The sequence below is a fragment of the Ruegeria sp. CDSC081 genome (assembly GCF_059610485.1).
This window is the reverse complement of sequence record NZ_JBXWNS010000004.1, coordinates 25,378-43,323: the sequence shown is the minus strand read 5'-3', so window position 1 is coordinate 43,323 and position 17,946 is coordinate 25,378. Positions and strand designations below refer to the sequence as shown.

The 17,946-nt window shown below is 56.7% G+C and carries 18 protein-coding genes; 12 read left to right on the top strand and 6 right to left on the bottom strand.

Annotation, left to right across the window (positions count from 1 at the left end; all coding sequences use genetic code 11):
* Positions 1 to 156 precede the first annotated feature (156 nt).
* Genes AC2FH9_RS07925 through selD form a run of 7 tightly spaced genes read left to right on the top strand, consistent with a single transcriptional unit; the run spans position 157 to position 8,252 of the window.
* Complete coding sequence (locus tag AC2FH9_RS07925; RefSeq protein WP_496692463.1) at positions 157 to 3,030, top strand: monovalent cation/H+ antiporter subunit A; 2,874 nt, start codon at positions 157 to 159, stop codon at positions 3,028 to 3,030.
* Positions 3,030 to 3,389 (top strand): Na+/H+ antiporter subunit C, encoded by a 360-nt coding sequence (locus AC2FH9_RS07920; RefSeq protein WP_142632852.1) that lies wholly within the window; start codon positions 3,030 to 3,032, stop codon positions 3,387 to 3,389. Before AC2FH9_RS07925 ends, AC2FH9_RS07920 begins: the two co-directional genes overlap by 1 nt.
* The gene (locus tag AC2FH9_RS07915; RefSeq protein WP_496871189.1) at positions 3,386 to 4,930 is read left to right on the top strand and encodes a monovalent cation/H+ antiporter subunit D; all 1,545 of its coding nucleotides are present in this window, start codon (positions 3,386 to 3,388) and stop codon (positions 4,928 to 4,930) included. Before AC2FH9_RS07920 ends, AC2FH9_RS07915 begins: the two co-directional genes overlap by 4 nt.
* Positions 4,927 to 5,427: a Na+/H+ antiporter subunit E gene (locus AC2FH9_RS07910; RefSeq protein WP_496692434.1), complete on the top strand. Its 501-nt coding sequence runs from the start codon at positions 4,927 to 4,929 to the stop codon at positions 5,425 to 5,427. Before AC2FH9_RS07915 ends, AC2FH9_RS07910 begins: the two co-directional genes overlap by 4 nt.
* A complete protein-coding gene (locus AC2FH9_RS07905; protein WP_142632846.1) occupies positions 5,424 to 5,693 on the top strand; it encodes a K+/H+ antiporter subunit F in 270 nt (89 codons plus the stop codon). Before AC2FH9_RS07910 ends, AC2FH9_RS07905 begins: the two co-directional genes overlap by 4 nt.
* Before the next feature lie 7 nt (positions 5,694 to 5,700).
* Positions 5,701 to 6,087 (top strand): Na+/H+ antiporter subunit G, encoded by a 387-nt coding sequence (locus AC2FH9_RS07900; RefSeq protein WP_142632844.1) that lies wholly within the window; start codon positions 5,701 to 5,703, stop codon positions 6,085 to 6,087.
* 5 nt (positions 6,088 to 6,092) lie between these two features.
* On the top strand, positions 6,093 to 8,252 hold the full coding sequence (gene selD, locus AC2FH9_RS07895) for a selenide, water dikinase SelD (protein ID WP_496871188.1): 2,160 nt from the start codon (positions 6,093 to 6,095) through the stop codon (positions 8,250 to 8,252).
* Here the strand turns inward: selD and mnmH are convergent.
* Both mnmH and AC2FH9_RS07885 read right to left on the bottom strand, forming a co-directional pair.
* On the bottom strand, positions 8,243 to 9,295 hold the full coding sequence (mnmH, locus tag AC2FH9_RS07890; RefSeq protein WP_496871187.1) for a tRNA 2-selenouridine(34) synthase MnmH: 1,053 nt from the start codon (positions 9,293 to 9,295) through the stop codon (positions 8,243 to 8,245). The genes selD and mnmH overlap by 10 nt on opposite strands.
* Positions 9,296 to 9,339: 44 nt before the next feature.
* Complete coding sequence (locus tag AC2FH9_RS07885) at positions 9,340 to 10,005, bottom strand: SOS response-associated peptidase (RefSeq protein WP_496871186.1); 666 nt, start codon at positions 10,003 to 10,005, stop codon at positions 9,340 to 9,342.
* Between the two features lie 55 nt (positions 10,006 to 10,060).
* Here AC2FH9_RS07885 and AC2FH9_RS07880 point away from each other — a divergent pair, with 55 nt between their 5' ends.
* Complete coding sequence (locus AC2FH9_RS07880; protein ID WP_496871185.1) at positions 10,061 to 11,719, top strand: tetratricopeptide repeat-containing sulfotransferase family protein; 1,659 nt, start codon at positions 10,061 to 10,063, stop codon at positions 11,717 to 11,719.
* Positions 11,720 to 11,784: 65 nt separating this feature from the next.
* Here the strand turns inward: AC2FH9_RS07880 and AC2FH9_RS07875 are convergent, their stop codons facing one another.
* Positions 11,785 to 13,362, bottom strand: coding sequence for a bifunctional metallophosphatase/5'-nucleotidase (locus tag AC2FH9_RS07875; RefSeq protein ID WP_142632834.1), 1,578 nt, complete (start codon positions 13,360 to 13,362; stop codon positions 11,785 to 11,787).
* 107 nt (positions 13,363 to 13,469) lie between these two features.
* Here AC2FH9_RS07875 and AC2FH9_RS07870 point away from each other — a divergent pair, with 107 nt between their 5' ends.
* Genes AC2FH9_RS07870 through arsC form a run of 4 tightly spaced genes read left to right on the top strand, consistent with a single transcriptional unit; the run spans position 13,470 to position 15,629 of the window.
* Positions 13,470 to 13,808, top strand: a complete 339-nt coding sequence (locus AC2FH9_RS07870) for a DUF952 domain-containing protein (RefSeq protein ID WP_496749441.1) — start codon at positions 13,470 to 13,472, stop codon at positions 13,806 to 13,808.
* Positions 13,805 to 14,236, top strand: coding sequence for a DUF1330 domain-containing protein (locus tag AC2FH9_RS07865; protein ID WP_496749440.1), 432 nt, complete (start codon positions 13,805 to 13,807; stop codon positions 14,234 to 14,236). Before AC2FH9_RS07870 ends, AC2FH9_RS07865 begins: the two co-directional genes overlap by 4 nt.
* A complete protein-coding gene (locus tag AC2FH9_RS07860; protein WP_496871184.1) occupies positions 14,233 to 15,291 on the top strand; it encodes a quinone-dependent dihydroorotate dehydrogenase in 1,059 nt (352 codons plus the stop codon). Before AC2FH9_RS07865 ends, AC2FH9_RS07860 begins: the two co-directional genes overlap by 4 nt.
* A complete protein-coding gene (gene arsC, locus AC2FH9_RS07855) occupies positions 15,288 to 15,629 on the top strand; it encodes an arsenate reductase (glutaredoxin) (protein WP_142632827.1) in 342 nt (113 codons plus the stop codon). The genes AC2FH9_RS07860 and arsC overlap by 4 nt, the downstream gene beginning before the upstream one ends.
* Here arsC and AC2FH9_RS07850 read toward each other — a convergent pair.
* Genes AC2FH9_RS07850 through AC2FH9_RS07840 form a run of 3 tightly spaced genes read right to left on the bottom strand, consistent with a single transcriptional unit; the run spans position 15,626 to position 17,886 of the window.
* Positions 15,626 to 16,942 carry an MATE family efflux transporter gene (locus tag AC2FH9_RS07850; RefSeq protein WP_142632825.1) on the bottom strand — a complete coding sequence of 439 codons (1,317 nt, stop codon included), beginning with the start codon at positions 16,940 to 16,942 and terminating at the stop codon, positions 15,626 to 15,628. The genes arsC and AC2FH9_RS07850 overlap by 4 nt on opposite strands.
* A 6-nt stretch (positions 16,943 to 16,948) precedes the next feature.
* Entirely contained in the window at positions 16,949 to 17,467 is a 519-nt protein-coding gene (locus tag AC2FH9_RS07845; RefSeq protein ID WP_271948008.1) for a PaaI family thioesterase, read from the bottom strand.
* Positions 17,467 to 17,886: a PaaI family thioesterase gene (locus AC2FH9_RS07840; RefSeq protein WP_142632821.1), complete on the bottom strand. Its 420-nt coding sequence runs from the start codon at positions 17,884 to 17,886 to the stop codon at positions 17,467 to 17,469. Before AC2FH9_RS07840 ends, AC2FH9_RS07845 begins: the two co-directional genes overlap by 1 nt.
* Between the last annotated feature and the right edge of the window lie 60 nt (positions 17,887 to 17,946).

Below are 17,946 nucleotides of genomic sequence, written 5' to 3'. Positions count from 1 at the left end.
CTGCCTGTTCAAGTTCGTGTCATCGCCGCTTTACCTGTACCATCCTCTGCCTTGGGGCCCCTGAACAGGCAGAATGGCTTGCAATCGCTGGACACTCCGCGAATTATCCTTACAAAATCAATAGCACTTTTGACCGCCCAGACCGGAGTATCGCAGTTGTCCCTATTCCTCATCGCGGCCCTTCCCTTCCTCGGAGCTGTATTCCCAGCCCTTTTGATCCGGGCTGGACGAAACGCAGCAGCCTCGGCCGCTGGGTTGACCACTTTTCTGGCGCTGATGGGGCTGTTGATTCACATCCCAACCGTGATGCGCGGCGAGGTCGTTACCGCCCGGTTCGACTGGATTCCGGCACTGGGCCTAAACGCCAATTTCATGTTGGACGGCCTTGGGTTTCTGTTCGCGCTGCTGATCCTTGGCATCGGTTTGCTGATCATCCTCTACGCCCGGTTCTACCTGTCGCGCGAAGACCCGATGGGGCAGTTTTACACCTATTTGCTGCTGTTTCAGGGCGCGATGGTGGGAATTGTTCTGTCGGACAATATTCTGCTTTTGCTGATATTCTGGGAACTTACCTCGCTTAGTTCATTCCTTTTGATCGGATATTGGAAACACCTCCCCGAGGGACGACAGGGCGCACGTATGGCGCTGGCTGTGACCGGCTCTGGCGGCTTGGCGATGATTGCGGGGATGCTGATCCTGGGCAATATCGTTGGCTCTTATGACCTAAGCGTCATTCTCCAGAACAAAGAGCTGATCCAGTCTTCACCCTATTACATGCCAGCGCTGATCCTGATTTTGCTGGGGTGTTTCACCAAATCGGCACAGTTCCCCTTCCATTTCTGGCTGCCACACGCGATGGCCGCCCCTACGCCAGTATCAGCCTATCTGCACTCGGCCACGATGGTGAAGGCAGGGTTGTTCCTGATGGCCCGCATGTGGCCCGTTCTGGCGGGTACTGATGCGTGGTTCTACATTGTGGCCACAACCGGCCTGGTAACCATGCTGATCGGGGCCTGCATCGCCCTGTTCAAAGACGATCTCAAGGCGCTGCTGGCGTTTTCGACCGTGTCGCATCTGGGCCTGATAACCATGCTGCTGGGGTTTGGAACCAAGATCGCCGCCGTTGCTGCCATCTTCCACATCATCAACCATGCGACGTTCAAAGCAGCCCTGTTCATGACCGCCGGGATCGTGGATCACGAGGCCGGGACCCGCGACATCAAGCGACTGGGCGGATTGCGCCATTTGATGCCCATCACCTTCACCATCGGGACGATTGCCGCACTTTCCATGGCCGGTCTACCTCCGCTGAACGGGTTTCTGTCCAAGGAGATGATGCTGGAGGAAACGGTCCACACAACCTGGCTGCATTCGCATTATCTTGTGCCCGGACTGGCGCTGCTGGCGGCCTTGTTCTCTGCAGCCTATTCGTTCCGCTTTGTTGGTCACGTGTTCCTTGGTCCAGTACGCGACGATTACCCAACCCATCCACATGACCCGCCGGCCGGGCTTTGGCTTGCACCCGCTTTCCTGGTCGTGCTTGTCGTCCTGATCGGTCTTTATTCCAACGCCATCGTAGGTCCGCTGGTGGCGGTTGTTTCAAGTGCGGTAATCGGGGGCGAGAAACTGCCCTATTATTCGCTGAAACTCTGGCACGGGTTTACGCCTGCCTTGTATATGTCCGCGTTCGCCACACTGGGTGGCCTGGCCTTGCTGGCACAGCATCGGCGTGGTGAGTTCATCTGGAATGCCCTGCCCAGACCCGAGGCGAAAACCATTTTTGACGCAGTAATCGCTGCGCTTACGGCGACCAGCCGCTGGGTCACAGATACTCTGCACAACGGGGTTCTCAGCCGGTATGCGGCCATCCTGATCGTCTTTACGGTTGGGCTGGGATATTATGCATTCGCCACCGGATCTATTGGCGTTGAAACACGCGCGCCCCTACCCGTTCAGATCATTCCGTTCATTGGCTGGATCTGCCTGATCGCCGCGACACTGGCCATCATGTGGTTTCACCGCAACCGGCTGTTATCCTTGGTGCTGATCGGGGTCGTGGGCCTGATCGTCTCGATGGCCTTCAACTATCTGTCCGCACCCGACCTTGCCCTGACACAGATTTCTGTCGAGGTAGTGACGATGATCCTGCTGTTGTTGTCACTTAACTTCCTGCCCACGGACACACCCTGGGACAGCAGCGCGGCGCGGCGTTGGCGGGATGCGGCAATTTCGGTCGTGGCAGGCATAGGATCAGGTGCGTTGATCTACGCGTTGATGCTGCGGGATTTCGGTTTCCCGAGCATTTCCGAATTCCATCTGGCCAACTCGTATAAGGGCGGCGGAGGCACCAATGTGGTCAACGTGATCCTGGTGGATTTCCGTGGCTTTGATACCTTCGGCGAAATCATCGTTCTGGGCATTGCCGCCCTGATCATCTTTGCCCTGACCGAGGCGGTTCTGGAAACCAATGTCCGGGGGTATTTGCTGAACCGTAAACCGCACTGGCCGCAATCGGGTGACTCTCATCCGTTGATGATGGTCGTGGCGACAAGAGTGATGATGCCGATCGCGCTGATGGTCGGGGCCTATATCTTTTTCCGCGGCCATAACCAACCAGGAGGAGGGTTCATCGCCGGTCTGGTCGTCGCCATCGCCTATCTGATGCAATATATGGCCAGCGGCTATACCTGGGCCATCGAACGGCAACGGTTCTATTATCACGGCACAATCGGCTGGGGCGTTCTGATCGCCGCAGCAACTGGAATTGGCGCATGGTTCAATGAACGTCCCTTCCTGACCAGCGATTTCGGATATCTGAACTGGCCGCCGCTGGAAGAGTTCGAATGGGCAACCGCCATGCTGTTCGATACCGGCGTGTTCCTTGCGGTTTTGGGCGCGGTGATGCTGGCACTGGATAGCCTGTCCCGCTTGGCCTGGCAGCCCGGCATGGCGCAGGAATTCCCAATGGATATCAACCCGCTGCGGGACGATCCGCCCGAAGAAGAACAAGAAGAAAAGGAGCAGGTCTGATGGAAGCGCTCGTAGCCTCTGCGGTTGGCGTGATGACCGCCGCCGGGATTTTCCTGATCCTGCGTCGCCGGACTTTTCCAGTCATTCTGGGACTGTCTCTACTGACCTATGCGGTGAACGTCTTTTTGTTTGCCACCGGGCGGCTGGCTTTGGACGCGCCGCCGGTTCTGAACAAATATGAAGAGGTCGCCTATACCGATCCCTTGCCGCAGGCCCTGGTGCTGACCGCCATCGTGATTTCATTCGGGATGACTGCGGTGATCGTGATGATCTCGCTTTCGGCTTACCTGTCGGCCAAGGATGACCACATCGACATGGCCGCTCATGACAATACGGACGCGCCGGGAGAAGACGCATGAACCATTGGATCGTTGCGCCAGTCGTCCTGCCCGCGATTCTGGCTCCGTTCATCATCATGGTCCTACGATACCACCTTGATTTGCAGCGCATATTCTCGGTCGCCGGTGTCGTGGCACTGCTTGGCATCGCCCTGACAATCACCGCACAGGCCGCAGGTGGAGACATTCTGGTCTATGAGTTGGGCAACTGGCCAGCGCCCTTTGGAATCGTGCTGGTGCTGGATCGGTTATCTGCCATGATGGTCTTGCTGACCGCGCTTTTAGCCCTTCCGATAGTGCTTTATTCGATTGCCTCCGGATGGGATGCACGCGGCAAGCACTTTCATCCCTTATTCCACTTTCAGCTTATGGGCGTATGCGGTGCCTTTCTGACAGGTGACGCCTTTAACCTGTTCGTGTTCTTCGAGGTATTGCTGATCGCGTCCTACGGTTTGATGACGCACGGCGGTGGAGCCGTTCGGCTCAAGGCAGGCGTGCAATATGTCGCCTACAACCTTTTGGGCTCAACGCTGTTTTTGTTTGCCCTTGGCACGCTCTATTCAGTGACCGGCACGCTGAACATGGCGGATATGGCTGTACGGATTGCCGAGCTTCCGCTCGAAGACACCGCTCTGATAAGAGTGGGTGCTGCCCTGTTGCTGCTGGTATTCTGCATTAAGGCTGCAGTTCTGCCGCTGCATTTCTGGCTACCGGCCAGCTATGCGAATGCTCCTATGCCAGTTGCCGCGCTGTTTGCGATCATGACAAAGGTCGGGGCGTACTCGATCTTGCGCATGTACACGCTTGGCTTTGGCCCCGAGGTTTTGGTTGCGCATGATCTTGTGATCAACTGGCTGCAACCTGCCGCTTTGGTAACTTTGGCGGTTGGTACAATCGGCATATTGGGCTCACGACACTTCGCGCGCCTTGTGGCTTTTTGCGCCATCGCGTCAATGGGTACCCTGCTGATCGCAATTTCCCTGTTCACCGAAACGGCCACTGCTGCCGCTTTGTTCTATATTTATCATTCGACACTGGCGACGGCACTGTTGTTCCTGATTGCTGATCTGGTGATCGAGCGGCGCGGAGGCGCAATTGCCCCAAAGCACCCAATGGCACAGACCGGACTGATTTCCGCACTGTTCTTTATTGGTGCGATTGCTTTGGCCGGGATGCCGCCCCTTTCCGGGTTCATTGGCAAACTGCTGGTCCTGGACGCCGCGCGAGATGCACCAGACGCAAATACGGTCTGGGCTGTGGTATTGATCGGCTCATTCGTAACCATAGTAGGGTTGGCCCGCGCCGGAACTTTGATCTTTTGGAAAAGCCATGACGCCAGCTTGACCACCGACCAAGCCGATACAACTGACGGCGAGACCGCCTTTCAGGCAGCCCCGGAACCTTCGCCCGGGTTGGCCTTTACGTCGGTATTTGCTTTGATCATCGGTCTGGTCATGCTGACATTGTTTGCCGGGCCTGCAATGAACTACGCTACCAGCACAGCGGAACAGTTGTTTGCACCCGAAAATTACATCTCGGCCGTGTTAGGGGTGGAAGAATGAAAAAACTGCTTCACCGGATATTCCCGCACCCGCATCTGACTTTCCTGCTGACGGTTGTGTGGATTTTGCTGGCAAACACACCATCGCTGAATTCACTGGTGTTTGGCCTTGTGCTGGGGATTATCATCCCCTTCGTCACACAGCCGTACTGGCCAGACCGGCCCGTTCTTCGGAATTGGCCGATGATCACCGAATACATATTGGTGGTTCTATGGGACATTGTTGTCGCCAATATGACAGTTGCCAGGATCATCCTGTTCAAACGGGATTCCGACCGTGAACCGAACTGGGTCTGCATTCCGCTGGAACTGCGCACACCCGAAGCGATTACGGTTCTGGCCGGGACAATCACCATGACCCCCGGCACCGTCAGTTGCGATCTGTCAGCGCAGGGTCACAACTTACTGGTACACTGCCTCGATGCGCCAAACCCGGACGAAGTACGCGATCAAATCAAGCAACGATACGAGCGCAGGCTAAAGGAGATTTTCGAATGATCGAGCTAGCAATCTACTTTGCCTTTGCCTGTTTCGGCGCAGCCATCATGATGTGCCTGTGGCGGATCATTACGGCCGATGGAGTGGGCACCCGGGTTCTGGCGCTGGACACGATGGTGATCAACACAATCGCCCTTATGGTGCTTTACGGGCTATTTCTGGGGACCGAGATTTTCTTCGAGGCCGCCATGATCATCGCAATGCTCGGCTTTGTCTCAACCGTTGCCTACGCGCGCTTTATGCTGCGCGGCAATATCATCGAGTGAGGGCGACATGTCGGTAATTTTTGAGTTTCTGGTCGCCTTCTTCCTGGTTGTTTCAGGCATATTTGGTTTTGTCGGATCGTACGGGATGATCAAGCTAAAGGACCCGATGTCCAGGCTTCACGCCCCCACCAAAGCGACAACGCTTGGGGTGGGTGGCGTTCTGATCGCCTCAATCATCCATTCCGTATTGATCGAACATCACCTGTCTCTGCACGAGCTGCTGATCACGCTGTTTCTGTTCCTGACTGCTCCGATCACGGCCCTGTTTATTGCCAAATGGCATATTCACCGCCATGAAAAGCCCCAGGATCTGCCGGACGCGGGTGAGGACAAAATCTGGGCCACACATGCGGTCGAACAGGTCGAAGACGTTCCTGATCACAGAAACACCTGATACCTATGTATAGACCTCCGCTGCCCCTGACCCGCGATCTGGTTCTTATCGGCGGCGGTCATACGCACGCGCTGGTGTTGCGAAAATGGGGGATGAACCCTCTGCCTGGCGCGCGCCTGACGGTCATCAACCCCGCGCCTTCAGCCCCCTATTCAGGGATGCTGCCCGGTTTCGTTGCCGGTCACTACCGCCGGGATGACCTGGATATTGATCTGGTGCGCTTGGCTCGCTTTGCCGGGGCACGGGTGATATTGGGTGCCGTCGAAGGGTTAGACCCTGACCGGCAAGAGGTACATGTACCCGGCCGACCGCCCGTCGCCTATGATGTAGCCTCGGTTAATGTTGGCATTACATCCGACATGCCGGCCCTGCCTGGATTTTCCGACCATGCGGTCCCCGCAAAACCGTTAGGGTCTTTTGCCGCCAGGTGGGCCGAGTACCAATCTGGCGCAGGCGCCGCCTCGGTTGCCGTGATCGGTGGTGGTGTTGCCGGGGTCGAGTTGATCATGGCGATGGCGCACGCTCTGCGTTCCGCAAACCGCAGCGCCCGATTGACCCTGATCGACAATGCTCGGGCCCTGACCGCGATTGGCGCAAAGGCGGCCTCGATCATTCGCAATGCGATGGCTGACCTTGGCATCGACGTGATCGAACAGGCCGCCATCGTCGAAATTCATGCGGATCACATCCGGTTGGAGGACGGGCGCCAGATTGCGGCTGAATTCGTGACGGGGGCGGCGGGGGCCAAACCCTATGGTTGGATGGCGCAGTCCGGGCTGGATCTTCACGATGGCTATATCACGGTGAATAGCAGGCTGCAGTCCAGCAATCCTTTTGTGTTCGCAGCCGGCGATTGTGCCCATCTGTCAGGAAACCCCAGACCAAAAGCAGGTGTCTATGCCGTCCGAGAAGCCCCGATTCTTTATGACAATCTTCGGGCCTCACTGGGTGTCGGAAAGATGCGCCCCTATCATCCGCAAAAAGATTACCTCAAGCTGATATCGCTGGGTGGGAAATCCGCATTGGCCGAGCGATTGGGAACCTCGCTCAGTGGTCCGTTGATGTGGAAATGGAAGAACCATATCGACCAGAATTTCATGAATAAGTTCCGGAATCTGCCGCAGATGAAAGCAGCAGAGTTGCCCCGCGACCACGCTTTGGGCGTGCCCGAAGTCCTGGGTGAAAAGCCCATGTGCGGTGGGTGCGGCGCAAAGATTGGGCGTCGCGCTTTGCGCAGTGTTCTGTCTGATTTACCGCCCCCCGATCGGCAAGACGTAATACCGCTTTCAGGTGACGATGCAGCTTTGCTTCTCACCGGCGGCGCGCGACAGGTGATGACCTCGGACCATTTGCGCAGCTTTACCAATGATCCGGTTTTGATGACACGGATCACGGCCATTCACGCATTAGGTGATATCTGGGCGATGGGTGCGGCACCGCAGGCCGCCACCGCGACGATTATTCTGCCTCGGATGTCACCCGCGCTGCAACAACGTACCATGTCAGAAATCATGGCCACCGCCAGTGACGTCATCCGCGCAACCGGGGCCGAAATCGTCGGAGGCCACAGTTCGATGGGGGATGAGATGACCATCGGGTTCACTCTGACCGGCCTGTGCGAAAACGACCCGATCATCTTGTCCGGGGCCCGCAAGGGCGACGCTTTGATCCTGACCAAGCCGATTGGCAGCGGCGTGATCATGGCCGCTGAAATGGCCGGTTTGGCCAATGGCATCTGGGTCGCAGAGGCGTTCCGCCACATGGTTCAGCCGCAAGGCGAAGCCGCGCGCATTCTGTTCAGCGCCCATGCGATGACCGATGTGACCGGGTTTGGTCTGGCAGGGCATCTGCAGGGTATTTGCGGTGCCTCGGGCTGCGGTGCGGTAATTGCTCTGGATGCGGTTCCCGTGATGGCCGGGGCTGTGGAGCTCAGTGCAAGCGGTGTTCGGTCCACGATCTTCGAGGACAACCGCGCCATCGCGCCTGAACTCGCCAACGAACCCACGGCTGATCTTCTTTTCGATCCTCAAACCGCCGGAGGGCTATTGGCCGCTGTCCAAGCCGATGACGCGCCAGGCCTGTGTGCAGACCTACGTGCTGCTGGATATCCAGCAGCAATCATCGGCATGATCGACGATACGCCGGGTTTAAAACTTCAGAGCTGATCCAGGACCTGTTCGACCCGCACAGCGACCTCTTTCAGACCGGTACTTGCCAGCGAGGGCACCTGGATCGAGGCTACAATTTCGGCGCTGTGTACGCGCGCCGACTTGGCATAAGCCGGGTCGTAATGCTGTTCCATAAGTGACCGTGTAAGGGCCAACTTGTTATCCCCGTCAATCAGCCCAAACCACCCATCCACCACCTCATGCCCACGGTGAGACCTCAGCGGCGACAGGAGATCTTTCAACCGCTCGGCATCGCTGAGGACATCGTCATATGCCGAGACCAGATATTCCGCGCGCGCTTCTATCGGGGCATCAATCTCAATGCGCACGGCCGCACACATGGCGGACCAAAGCCTCGGCGGCAGGATCAAAGAGCCGATTTTGGACGATTCCGCTTCGACTACGACGGGACGGGTGGGATCAAAACCACAAAGTTCTGCGGCCAGCGCAGATTCGAATGCCTTTTGGCTGGGTTGTCCGCCCGGCATTGCCCCAAGCAACGACCCCCGGTGATTGGCAAGCCCTTCGAGATCCAGAACCTGGACACCACGTTCCTGAAGGTGTGTAAGCAGCTCGGTCTTTGCTGTGCCCGTATACCCATCCAGAAGGACGAATTGAAACGGCAACGGATCGTCATACAGATACCGGCTCACCAAGCGGCGATAAGCCCGATAGCCGCCCTCGACAACCTCGGCCCGCCAGCCAATCTGTTGTAGCATCCAGGTAAACGAACCAGATCTCTGCCCACCGCGCCAGCAATATACAAGGGGTTTCCACCCCCCTTCGTGATGGGACAGGCTGTGTTCAATGTGGTTGGCCGCATTCCTGAAAACCAGAGCCGCCCCCAGCTTGCGGGCCAGAAACGGGCTTTCCTGGACATAGATCGTCCCGACGCGCGCCCGTTCGTCGTTATCCAGAACTGGCAGGTTGATAGACCCGGGCAAATGATCCTCCGCAAATTCAGCCGGGCTGCGCACGTCTATGGTTGTGTCGAACTCATGCGCGTATAACTGCTGAAGGCTGGTGATTTTCAGAACCATGTCAACGATCTAACCCGCGTTGAACCGGATGGAAAGGCACGGTGTCAACCTGCGATGGGATCGACAAGCGTCGGTCCACTGGCCCGATTGGAATTGACGCTCGGATCGACACGATGAAAGCCAAGAATATCTTCCTGCCCCGGAGACAGCAGCCGCGCAGCCCCTTTGCCCACTTCACCCAACCATAAAGGCCAGTTTTCGGGTTCAACAATCAGGGGCATGCGGTGATGAATTCTGCCCAGATTGCGGTTTGCTGGTGTCGTAACGATAGCGCATGTTCCCTTCTGGTCGCCCTCGGGGCCCCAATCTTGCCATACCCCGCCAAAAGCAATCGGGGCCCCGTCTTTTCTGAAAATATACCAGGGCAGCCGGTCTCCGCTCTCGGTTTTGGTCCATTCATAAAACCCGCTGGCAACGATCAGACATCTGCGTTCTCTGCAGGCCGCCCTGAAAGCCGGTTTTTCAGCTAGCGTTTCGGCGCGGGCATTGATCAACAATGGCCCAGCGGTTTTGGACTTGTACCAGTGTGGTAAAAACCCCCAACGCAAGGCATCCAACTGACGCCCGGTTTCGCCTGCCCTGACCACATGCACCTGACATGTCGGACAAACGTTGAAATTCGGGACAACAGGCAGAGCATTGGCCGGGCGCGCAGAAAACAACTGGGCCATGGCATCATTTGGAAGGGTTATTGCAAACCGTCCGCACATAGGTAATGAACTTTCAACAATCGTTTTCTACAGGCACAGGTTCTCACGGGGTCACATGCAAAATCAAACGGCGAAAACCTTAAAAGTCAAAGCTGTCGCAGCGCTGGAAGAAGGCAAATTCCAGGCTGCGCTGAAAAAGGCTCAACTTGGCGTAAAAAAGTTTCCGACCGACTCGGATTTTCATGCCATTTCCGGTTTTGTTCTGACCGAGTTGAAACAGTATAAAAGGTCGATCCCGCATTTTGTCGAAGCCGCGCGGATGAAACCTGACGATCCGCAATTCGTCGAAAACCTCGCCAATGCTCTTATGCAAACCGGCCAGATGGCCAAAGCCTTGGAATATGCCGAACTCAAGGCCGAAAAATTCCCAGCCAGCAAGGAACTGAACCGGGTCATTGATGAGATTACGCTGAAAGGACAGAACTGGCGTCTGATCATTGATCACGTGACCAAAAAACTTCAAAGCGACCCTGAAAATGTCAGCCTTTTGTCGACTCGTGCCCGCGCCTATGGCCGCATCGGTTATATCGAGCACAACTCACGCGATATAACCAAGGCGTATGAATTGGCACCGGACAACGAAAAGATAGCCTTTCAAAAAGCCGTAAATCTGCACCAGAGTGGCGACAAAAAGGGATGCGCCAATATTCTGCAGGGCATCTACGCCAAAGAACCCTTCCATGTTGCCACCCTTCTTCAGCTTTCGACAATGTCCAGCAAAGAGGACGCCCCGAAACTGATGGAGGCGGTAGAAGCAGCGATATCCGAAAGCGTACACGAGCTGTCGGAACTGGAATTTGCCAAGGCCCACCTGATCCAAAAAGCCGATAGCCTTGGCGCAGCACTGCCGCAATTTGCACGTGCCAATGCCATCCAACATAATGTCAAACCCTATGATTTAGAGGCGGAAGAACAGAAGTTCGAACGTATCACTGGCCTGTTCCCTGTAGGGGGAAGAGTTCCTTGGTCCGAACAAACCGATCAGCCGGTTCCGATCTTCGTTCTGGGCCAGCCGCGCTCTGGCACAACGCTCATGGAAATGATGCTGAGCTCCGCGCCAGACATTGCTGGCTGCGGCGAACTGACGGTTGGGGCCGATCTTTCGCGCGACTACGCACAACATCGCAAGACCTTCGATTCCACTGCCGCAGCGAAATATGCCAAAGAGTTCCGAGAGTTGATGCCGCCGATCCCCGATGGCTCGACCACTTTTGTTGACAAGATGCCCCACAATTTTCAGCGGGTCGGCTTCCTGTTGTCGGCATTCCCAAACGCCAAGATAATAAACATGCTGCGTGATCCGCGCGATGTCGGTCTTTCGAAATGGATCCGCCGGTTCCCTGCGGGGGGCATGAACTATGCCTCGAATCTTAAAACCATCGCCCATTCTGCCAACCTGTATCGTCGCTATATGGCGCATTGGGATGCTGTTTTTGGCGACAAGATCCTGACCGTTCCATATGAAAAGCTTGTCGCGGACCCCGAAACCTATAGCAAGCAGGTCGCCGCTTTCTGCGACCTCGAATGGACCGAGACGATGATGCATCCGGAAGAGAATACCAAACAGGTCCGGACTGCCAGTATCGACCAGGTTCGCAACAAAATCTCAACCAAATCCATTGGGGGATGGCGATCTGTGTCGGAACATATCCAGCCCATGCTTGCGGGTTTTGATACAGGGCTTTGGCCGGAATACGACATTGATCAAGGCTGAAGGTTAGCTGAATGAAATAGGGCCGCATCCCAAAGTGCGGCCCTTTTCGTTTCGCTCTGGTCGCCTTACTTTTGCTTGATGCGACCGTCCAGATAAGGCTGGTAAGGCGCGTTTTCGGCTAGGTATTCCGCCGTGACATCCGCCAGATCCGGGCCAAAGTCATAGGCATTTTTATCGTCGCCTTCGAACATACTGTACCCGTCACCGCCATTTCTGACGTAGTTATTGGTAACGACAAGGTAAGTCGCCGCCGGATCAATCGGGGTAAGCCCATCGCCGTTGGATACCATGACCTCTGATACGCGCCCTTCGTTTGGTGCCACCGATGCGTCCCAAACAAAGGTCAGACCGGCAACCTGCGGAAAGCGGCCCTTGACCTCTTCTACCTGGCTCACGCCGTTTTCAAGCGCGTCAACGATGCCTTGTCCGCTGATCTCAAAGGTTGAAAGCGTATTCTGGAACGGCAGCACGGTCAGAACTTCACCCATGGTCACATCGCCAGGGTCAATCGAAGCGCGCAGGCCGCCAGAGTTCGCAATCGCGATATGAACGCCCTGATCAGCAACCCGCGCAAGCATGGCATCAGCGACCAAATTGCCCATCTGACATTCCTGAACACGACAGATCGAACGGTCACCCTCAATCGCCTCAGACGTGCTGGCCACGACCTTATTGCGGATTTCGTCCAAAGGAGCGGCCAGTTCCGCGATACGGTCCAGCGAGGCCTGATCTTCGGCCACGTTGTTGTCCATGATCAGCGGCTCACCAGCCGCCGCGACAACATTTCCGTCGTCATCAAAAGTGACATTCAGCTCGCCCAGGAATTTGCCATAGGCATAGGCCTGAATGATCTGCACGCCATCGACCACTGTCGGATAGGGGCCAACAGCCTTGTCAGAAACGTTGGACAAATATGTATTGGAATGCCCACCTACGATTACGTCAACGCCGGTCGTTTCCTGTGCAACACGCTGGTCGACAGCATATCCCGAATGGCTGAGAACGATGATCTTGTTCACGCCTTCCGCGGTTAGCTTGTCCACTTCGGCCTGAACCGCGGGAACCGGGTCCGAGAATGTGATGTTCGGGCCAGGAGAGGCCAGTTCATGCGTGTCTTCCGGCGTCAGGCCAACAAGGCCGACTTTTTCTCCGCCGACTTCAATCACTGTAGACTTTTTGATCTTGCCGTTCAGCAATTCTTCGCCGGAAAAATCCGCGTTCGACATCAGCACCGGGAAATCAACCGTGTCGATAAACCCGCGCAGGACTTCCGGGCCATCATCGAATTCGTGGTTGCCCACGGTCATAGCGTTATAGCCCAGTTTGTTCATGAACTCGGCCGCGACCTTGCCCTTGTAATAGGTATAGAACAACGAGCCCTGAAACTGATCGCCGCCATCTACCAGGATCGAGTTTTCGGCACGCCCGCGGGCTTCTTCCACTGCTGTTACGAGACGGGCAGATCCGCCAAAACACTTACCTTCGGCGTTGTCATCTGAACTACAGCCGCTGTCATATTTGTTGATCGGCTCGATACGCGAATGAAAGTCGTTGGTGTGCAGAATGGTCAGTTTATATTCGGCGGCGGCCATTCCTGCAGTCAAACCCAGCACAGCAGCCGAGGCTAGGAAACGGGTGAACATATTTTAACTCCCTTTGTTAATTGCCAAGATGTTGCGCCGCCTTCAGCAAAGAGTCAAAGGGGGAAATCCGGCTTGAATCTAGCCGCAGCGCGGGGCATGACCGTTCTATGCTGATTTACAAGATTTTCCGCGCCAACGAATGGACGGCGCTGCAGACCGATGGCGCCACGGATGGTGCTCCGATTGATGTTTCGGACGGTTTTGTCCACTTTTCGACAGCTGAACAAGCTGCGGAAACCGCTGCCAAGCATTTTGCCGGCGCCGAAGGTTTGACGCTGTTGGTCTGCGATGCTGACGCGATGGGCGAGGAACTGAAGTGGGAGGTTTCGCGCGGGGGCGCTCTGTTTCCGCATCTCTACCGTCAGATCCGCATGACCGACATAGCTTGGTCCTGCCCCCTGCCCTTTGACGGCAACGCGCATCGCTTCCCGGACGACATGAAATGACGGAATATATCGACCCGGATCGCGCCCAGTTCGAAGCCTTCAAGGTGCTGGATCGTGACCACCCGATCGAGATGCTGAACCTGTTACGGTTTCGTGACCGTGCCGAATATCCATCGGGCCACAACCTGGCCAATAGCGGGCTGAGCGGAGCGCAAGCCTATCGGAACTATGGGGCCGAAACCGCACCGATCATCGCCCGCCTCGGGGCGTCAATCCTCTGGCGTGGCGCATTTCAGACCACGTTGATCGGCCCGCGCGATGAGGCATGGGACGCGGTATTTATCGCGCGTTACCCATCGGCCCATGCCTTTCTGGAAATGATATCCGACCCTGATTACAAACAGGCGGTCGTGCATCGTCAGGCTGCGGTGAAGACCTCTCGCCTGATCCGATGCGCGCCGACCGAAGGCGGAGAAATGTTTGGATGAAACTGACTGAAAAGCTGGGGCTGGCTGCCCTGCACCGCTTGGATCCGGAAACCGCACATGCCCTGTCGATCAAAGCCCTGAAGGCAGGGCTTGCGCCTGCACCAGGGCCGGTCACGTCACAGCGTTTGCGGACCAAATTCGCAGGGCTGGATCTGCCCAATCCGGTTGGTCTGGCAGCTGGGTTCGACAAGAACGGAGAGGTTCTTGGCCCCCTGTCTCGCGCCGGGTTTGGGTTCATCGAAGTCGGTGCCGTTACCCCACGCCCGCAGCCCGGCAATCCCAGGCCGCGCCTGTTCCGCCTGACCGAAGACCAGGCTGCCATCAACCGCTTTGGCTTTAACAACGAAGGGATGGAGGCCATGGCCCGTCGTCTGGCGGCGCGCCCCAGGGATGCGGTGATCGGACTGAACCTTGGTGCGAACAAAGACAGCGATGATCGACCCGGTGACTTTGCCAAGGTACTGGCCCATTGTGGGGCGCATCTGGATTTCGCTACGGTCAACGTGTCATCTCCGAACACTGAAAAGCTGCGGGATTTGCAAGGCAAAGCGGCGTTGAGCGCTCTGTTGAGCGGCGTGATCGAAACCCGAAACACCCTAATGCGCCCTCTACCAGTATTCCTCAAGATCGCCCCCGATCTGACCGAGGATGAGCTGCGGGATATCGCCGAAGTGGCCCATGCATCGGGCGTTGATGCGGTCATCGCCTCGAACACCACTTTGTCGCGCGATGGGTTGCGCAGCGCACACAGAGACGAAGCAGGCGGCCTGTCCGGCGCACCTTTGTTCGAAAAATCCACCCGCGTTCTTGCCCGGTTTAGCCATTTGACCGACGGTCAGATTCCGTTGATCGGTGTTGGTGGCATCAGCACAGCAGAACAGGCCTATGCCAAGATATGCGCCGGTGCTTCGACCGTGCAATTCTACACCGCGATGGTTTTCGGTGGTATCTCACTTGCGGCGGAAATCGCGCGAGGTTTGGATGACTTGCTGGCGCGCGACGGGTTTGAAACAGTTGCGCAGGCCGTTGGAAGCAAAAGACAGGACTGGATATGATCGAATACTGGCACAATCCCAGATGCTCTAAGTCTCGCGCAGGGCTCGCTTTGCTTGAGGAAAACGGAGCGCAGGTCGAAATTCGCAAATACCTTGAGGATACGCCCTCGGCAGACGAAATCCGGGCCGTACTTACACGCCTTGATATCCCCGCCATAGACCTGATGCGGACTAGCGAAAAGCTGTTCAAGGAACTGGGCCTAACCAAGAATACCGCTCAGGATGACCTGATCACAGCAATGGCGGCCCATCCGATTTTGATCGAGCGTCCGCTTGCAATCAAAGGAGACAACGCAGCCATTGGTCGCCCTACGGAATCCCTTCTGGACCTTCTTTAGGCGACCAAAGCCTCAAGCTTGGGGTACCGCCATCCCAGCGTGCAGGCACGCGCGATGTTCAAGATCATCAGCGCGGCCCAAAGGCCGTGATTGCCGAGCGCAGGCACCAATATGAACAGGGCCAAAACATAAATCGCAACCGAATGGATCATCGCATTGCGCATTGCGCGCGTCCAGGTCGCGCCTATGTAGATGCCGTCAAACATCCAGCTTGCCACACCGATCACCGGCGCCAGGGCCGCCCAGACCAGATACTCGCGTGCGGCTAGTCGCACCTCAGGTGCAGTTGACATCAGGTCGATCAACGCTGGCCCGGCCAGATAGAAAACCGCACCAAGTACAAATGCACCCCCTACCCCCCATTGCGAAGCCATGGCCGCGGCTCGGCGCACCTGATGCCGATCCCGCGCGCCAATGGCGCCGCCGACCAGTGCTTCGGCGGAAAAGGCGAACCCATCCAGTGCAAAGGCGGTAATTTCGAGAAACTGCAGCAAGACCTGATTGGCTGCCAGATTAACATCCCCCAGATCCGACCCGACGAAGAGGAATGTGGTAAAGGCGCCGGTCAGCAATACCGAACGGACCATGATGTCACCATTCACCTGCATCATCCGACGCAGACGCGTGGGATCAAAAATTCGCGGCCAGTCACGCCATTGATTCCCGGTAAAAGCACTGCGGCACAGCCAGAGACCCAGTGCCAGCCCGCTCCACTCGGCGATGAGCGTCGCGATGGCCACCCCCTCGACGCCCCAACCCAGACCAAGCACAAACCACAGATCCAGCAGAATATTCAGCCCGTTCATCCAGACCTGCAGGACAAAGACCCCACGCGTACGTTCAATCGCAATCAACCAGCCAGTGATGGCGAACAGCGCAATCGTTGCCGGCGCACCCCAGATGCGTATCCGCAGATAGTCGCGGGTCAGCGCCTCAACCTCGGGGCTGGCGGGGGAAAGGGCAAAAGCCCCTTTGAACAAAAGGACCTGGGCCAATATGAAAACCATACCTGCCGCACTGCCCAGCAATATGCCCCGCATCAGCAGCGCACCGGTTTCGGCAGTGTCACCCGCCCCGCGCGCCTGAGCCGCCAGGCCGGTGGTCCCCATCCTCAGAAAGCCGAATATCCAGTAGATCGAGGCCAGAATCACAGCCCCCATCCCAACAGCCCCAATCGGCGCAGCCAGACCCATCTGCCCGACTACGCCAGTATCCACGGCCCCAAGGATCGGAACCGTGGCATTAGACAGCACGATGGGCGCTGCAATTTTAAGCACGCGCCTGTGCGTGATTGGTGCCGAGGCGTCTTGCATGGAAATCTACTCAGCTTTCGATTTGGACTGCGGCATCAGAAAATGCCCGCTGGCCTGTGCGAAAGGACGCTGATGATTGTCCTGCCACGCTTCGACACGAACCGACGCATACCGGCGCCCTAATCGGCGAACAAAGGCACGCGCATAGGCATCCCGTGGCAAGCCCGATCGCAGGTAATCAACGGTAAAATCGACTGTTTTTGGAAACATGATGGTTTCATCTTGAAAGACCGTGCTGGCATCCAATTCGCCGTTTTCGATCCGGGGAAAGAAATACTCCCAACTCAGGGTGATAACCGCGGTTACTTCCAGAAAGGCAGCCGTCACACCACCATGAAGCGCCGGAAGCATCGGGTTTCCGATCAGCTTTTGGTCAAAGTTCAGTACCCCGGTCAACTCATTTCCCCGCCGGTCAAATTCGATTCCGAGAAACTGAATATATGGAACACCATCCACGATTGCCTTCAGTGCTGCATCGCGACGCTGTTCGATAAGCTGCATGGCTTCGGGCCGAGGTCGTGACATCATCGGCTCTCCACTGTGAATGAACCGGTGGCGGTTGCCACGGGCAGGTCCTTGTCCTCATCCATCGCAGTTGCGCGGACAAAGGCCACGTTTCTGGTGATATGATAACAGACAGCATGTGTCGTAATGCTCTGCCCTGGCGTCGCCGGGCGCATGTAGTCTATCCGCAGATCTATTGTCGCGGTGGCGCCGGGCGAAGAAGGATGGCACATGACCGCGGAACCGCAGCAGGTGTCAAGCAGGGCAAAAACCGCCCCGCCATGGATCACACCCGTGCGTGGATCACCGATCAGTTCGGCCTTGTAGGGCATCGAAATCTCGGCCTCGCCATTACCCATTTTGGTGAGTGTCAAACCCAAAGCTTTGGCATGCGGAATGGCCTCAATAAACTGTCGTGCTATAGCAGCTTTGTCGACCATCTACTTGTGTCCTCTCTGTTTCTCCCTTTATGAGCGTCAGGCTAGCAAAAGAGCAAGCCC

Excerpts from the sequence above, each read along its gene's own strand:
- AC2FH9_RS07920 (WP_142632852.1), top strand. The coding sequence starts at position 3,030 with ATGGAAGCGCTCGTAGCCTCTGCGGTTGGCGTGATGACCGCCGCCGGG.
- AC2FH9_RS07915 (WP_496871189.1), top strand. The coding sequence starts at position 3,386 with ATGAACCATTGGATCGTTGCGCCAGTCGTCCTGCCCGCGATTCTGGCT.
- AC2FH9_RS07910 (WP_496692434.1), top strand. The coding sequence starts at position 4,927 with ATGAAAAAACTGCTTCACCGGATATTCCCGCACCCGCATCTGACTTTC.
- AC2FH9_RS07905 (WP_142632846.1), top strand. The coding sequence starts at position 5,424 with ATGATCGAGCTAGCAATCTACTTTGCCTTTGCCTGTTTCGGCGCAGCC.
- AC2FH9_RS07900 (WP_142632844.1), top strand. The coding sequence starts at position 5,701 with ATGTCGGTAATTTTTGAGTTTCTGGTCGCCTTCTTCCTGGTTGTTTCA.
- selD (WP_496871188.1), top strand. The coding sequence starts at position 6,093 with ATGTATAGACCTCCGCTGCCCCTGACCCGCGATCTGGTTCTTATCGGC.
- mnmH (WP_496871187.1), bottom strand. The coding sequence starts at position 9,295 with ATGGTTCTGAAAATCACCAGCCTTCAGCAGTTATACGCGCATGAGTTC.
- AC2FH9_RS07885 (WP_496871186.1), bottom strand. The coding sequence starts at position 10,005 with ATGTGCGGACGGTTTGCAATAACCCTTCCAAATGATGCCATGGCCCAG.
- AC2FH9_RS07880 (WP_496871185.1), top strand. The coding sequence starts at position 10,061 with ATGCAAAATCAAACGGCGAAAACCTTAAAAGTCAAAGCTGTCGCAGCG.
- AC2FH9_RS07875 (WP_142632834.1), bottom strand. The coding sequence starts at position 13,362 with ATGTTCACCCGTTTCCTAGCCTCGGCTGCTGTGCTGGGTTTGACTGCA.
- AC2FH9_RS07870 (WP_496749441.1), top strand. The coding sequence starts at position 13,470 with ATGCTGATTTACAAGATTTTCCGCGCCAACGAATGGACGGCGCTGCAG.
- AC2FH9_RS07865 (WP_496749440.1), top strand. The coding sequence starts at position 13,805 with ATGACGGAATATATCGACCCGGATCGCGCCCAGTTCGAAGCCTTCAAG.
- AC2FH9_RS07860 (WP_496871184.1), top strand. The coding sequence starts at position 14,233 with ATGAAACTGACTGAAAAGCTGGGGCTGGCTGCCCTGCACCGCTTGGAT.
- arsC (WP_142632827.1), top strand. The coding sequence starts at position 15,288 with ATGATCGAATACTGGCACAATCCCAGATGCTCTAAGTCTCGCGCAGGG.
- AC2FH9_RS07850 (WP_142632825.1), bottom strand. The coding sequence starts at position 16,942 with ATGCAAGACGCCTCGGCACCAATCACGCACAGGCGCGTGCTTAAAATT.
- AC2FH9_RS07845 (WP_271948008.1), bottom strand. The coding sequence starts at position 17,467 with ATGTCACGACCTCGGCCCGAAGCCATGCAGCTTATCGAACAGCGTCGC.
- AC2FH9_RS07840 (WP_142632821.1), bottom strand. The coding sequence starts at position 17,886 with ATGGTCGACAAAGCTGCTATAGCACGACAGTTTATTGAGGCCATTCCG.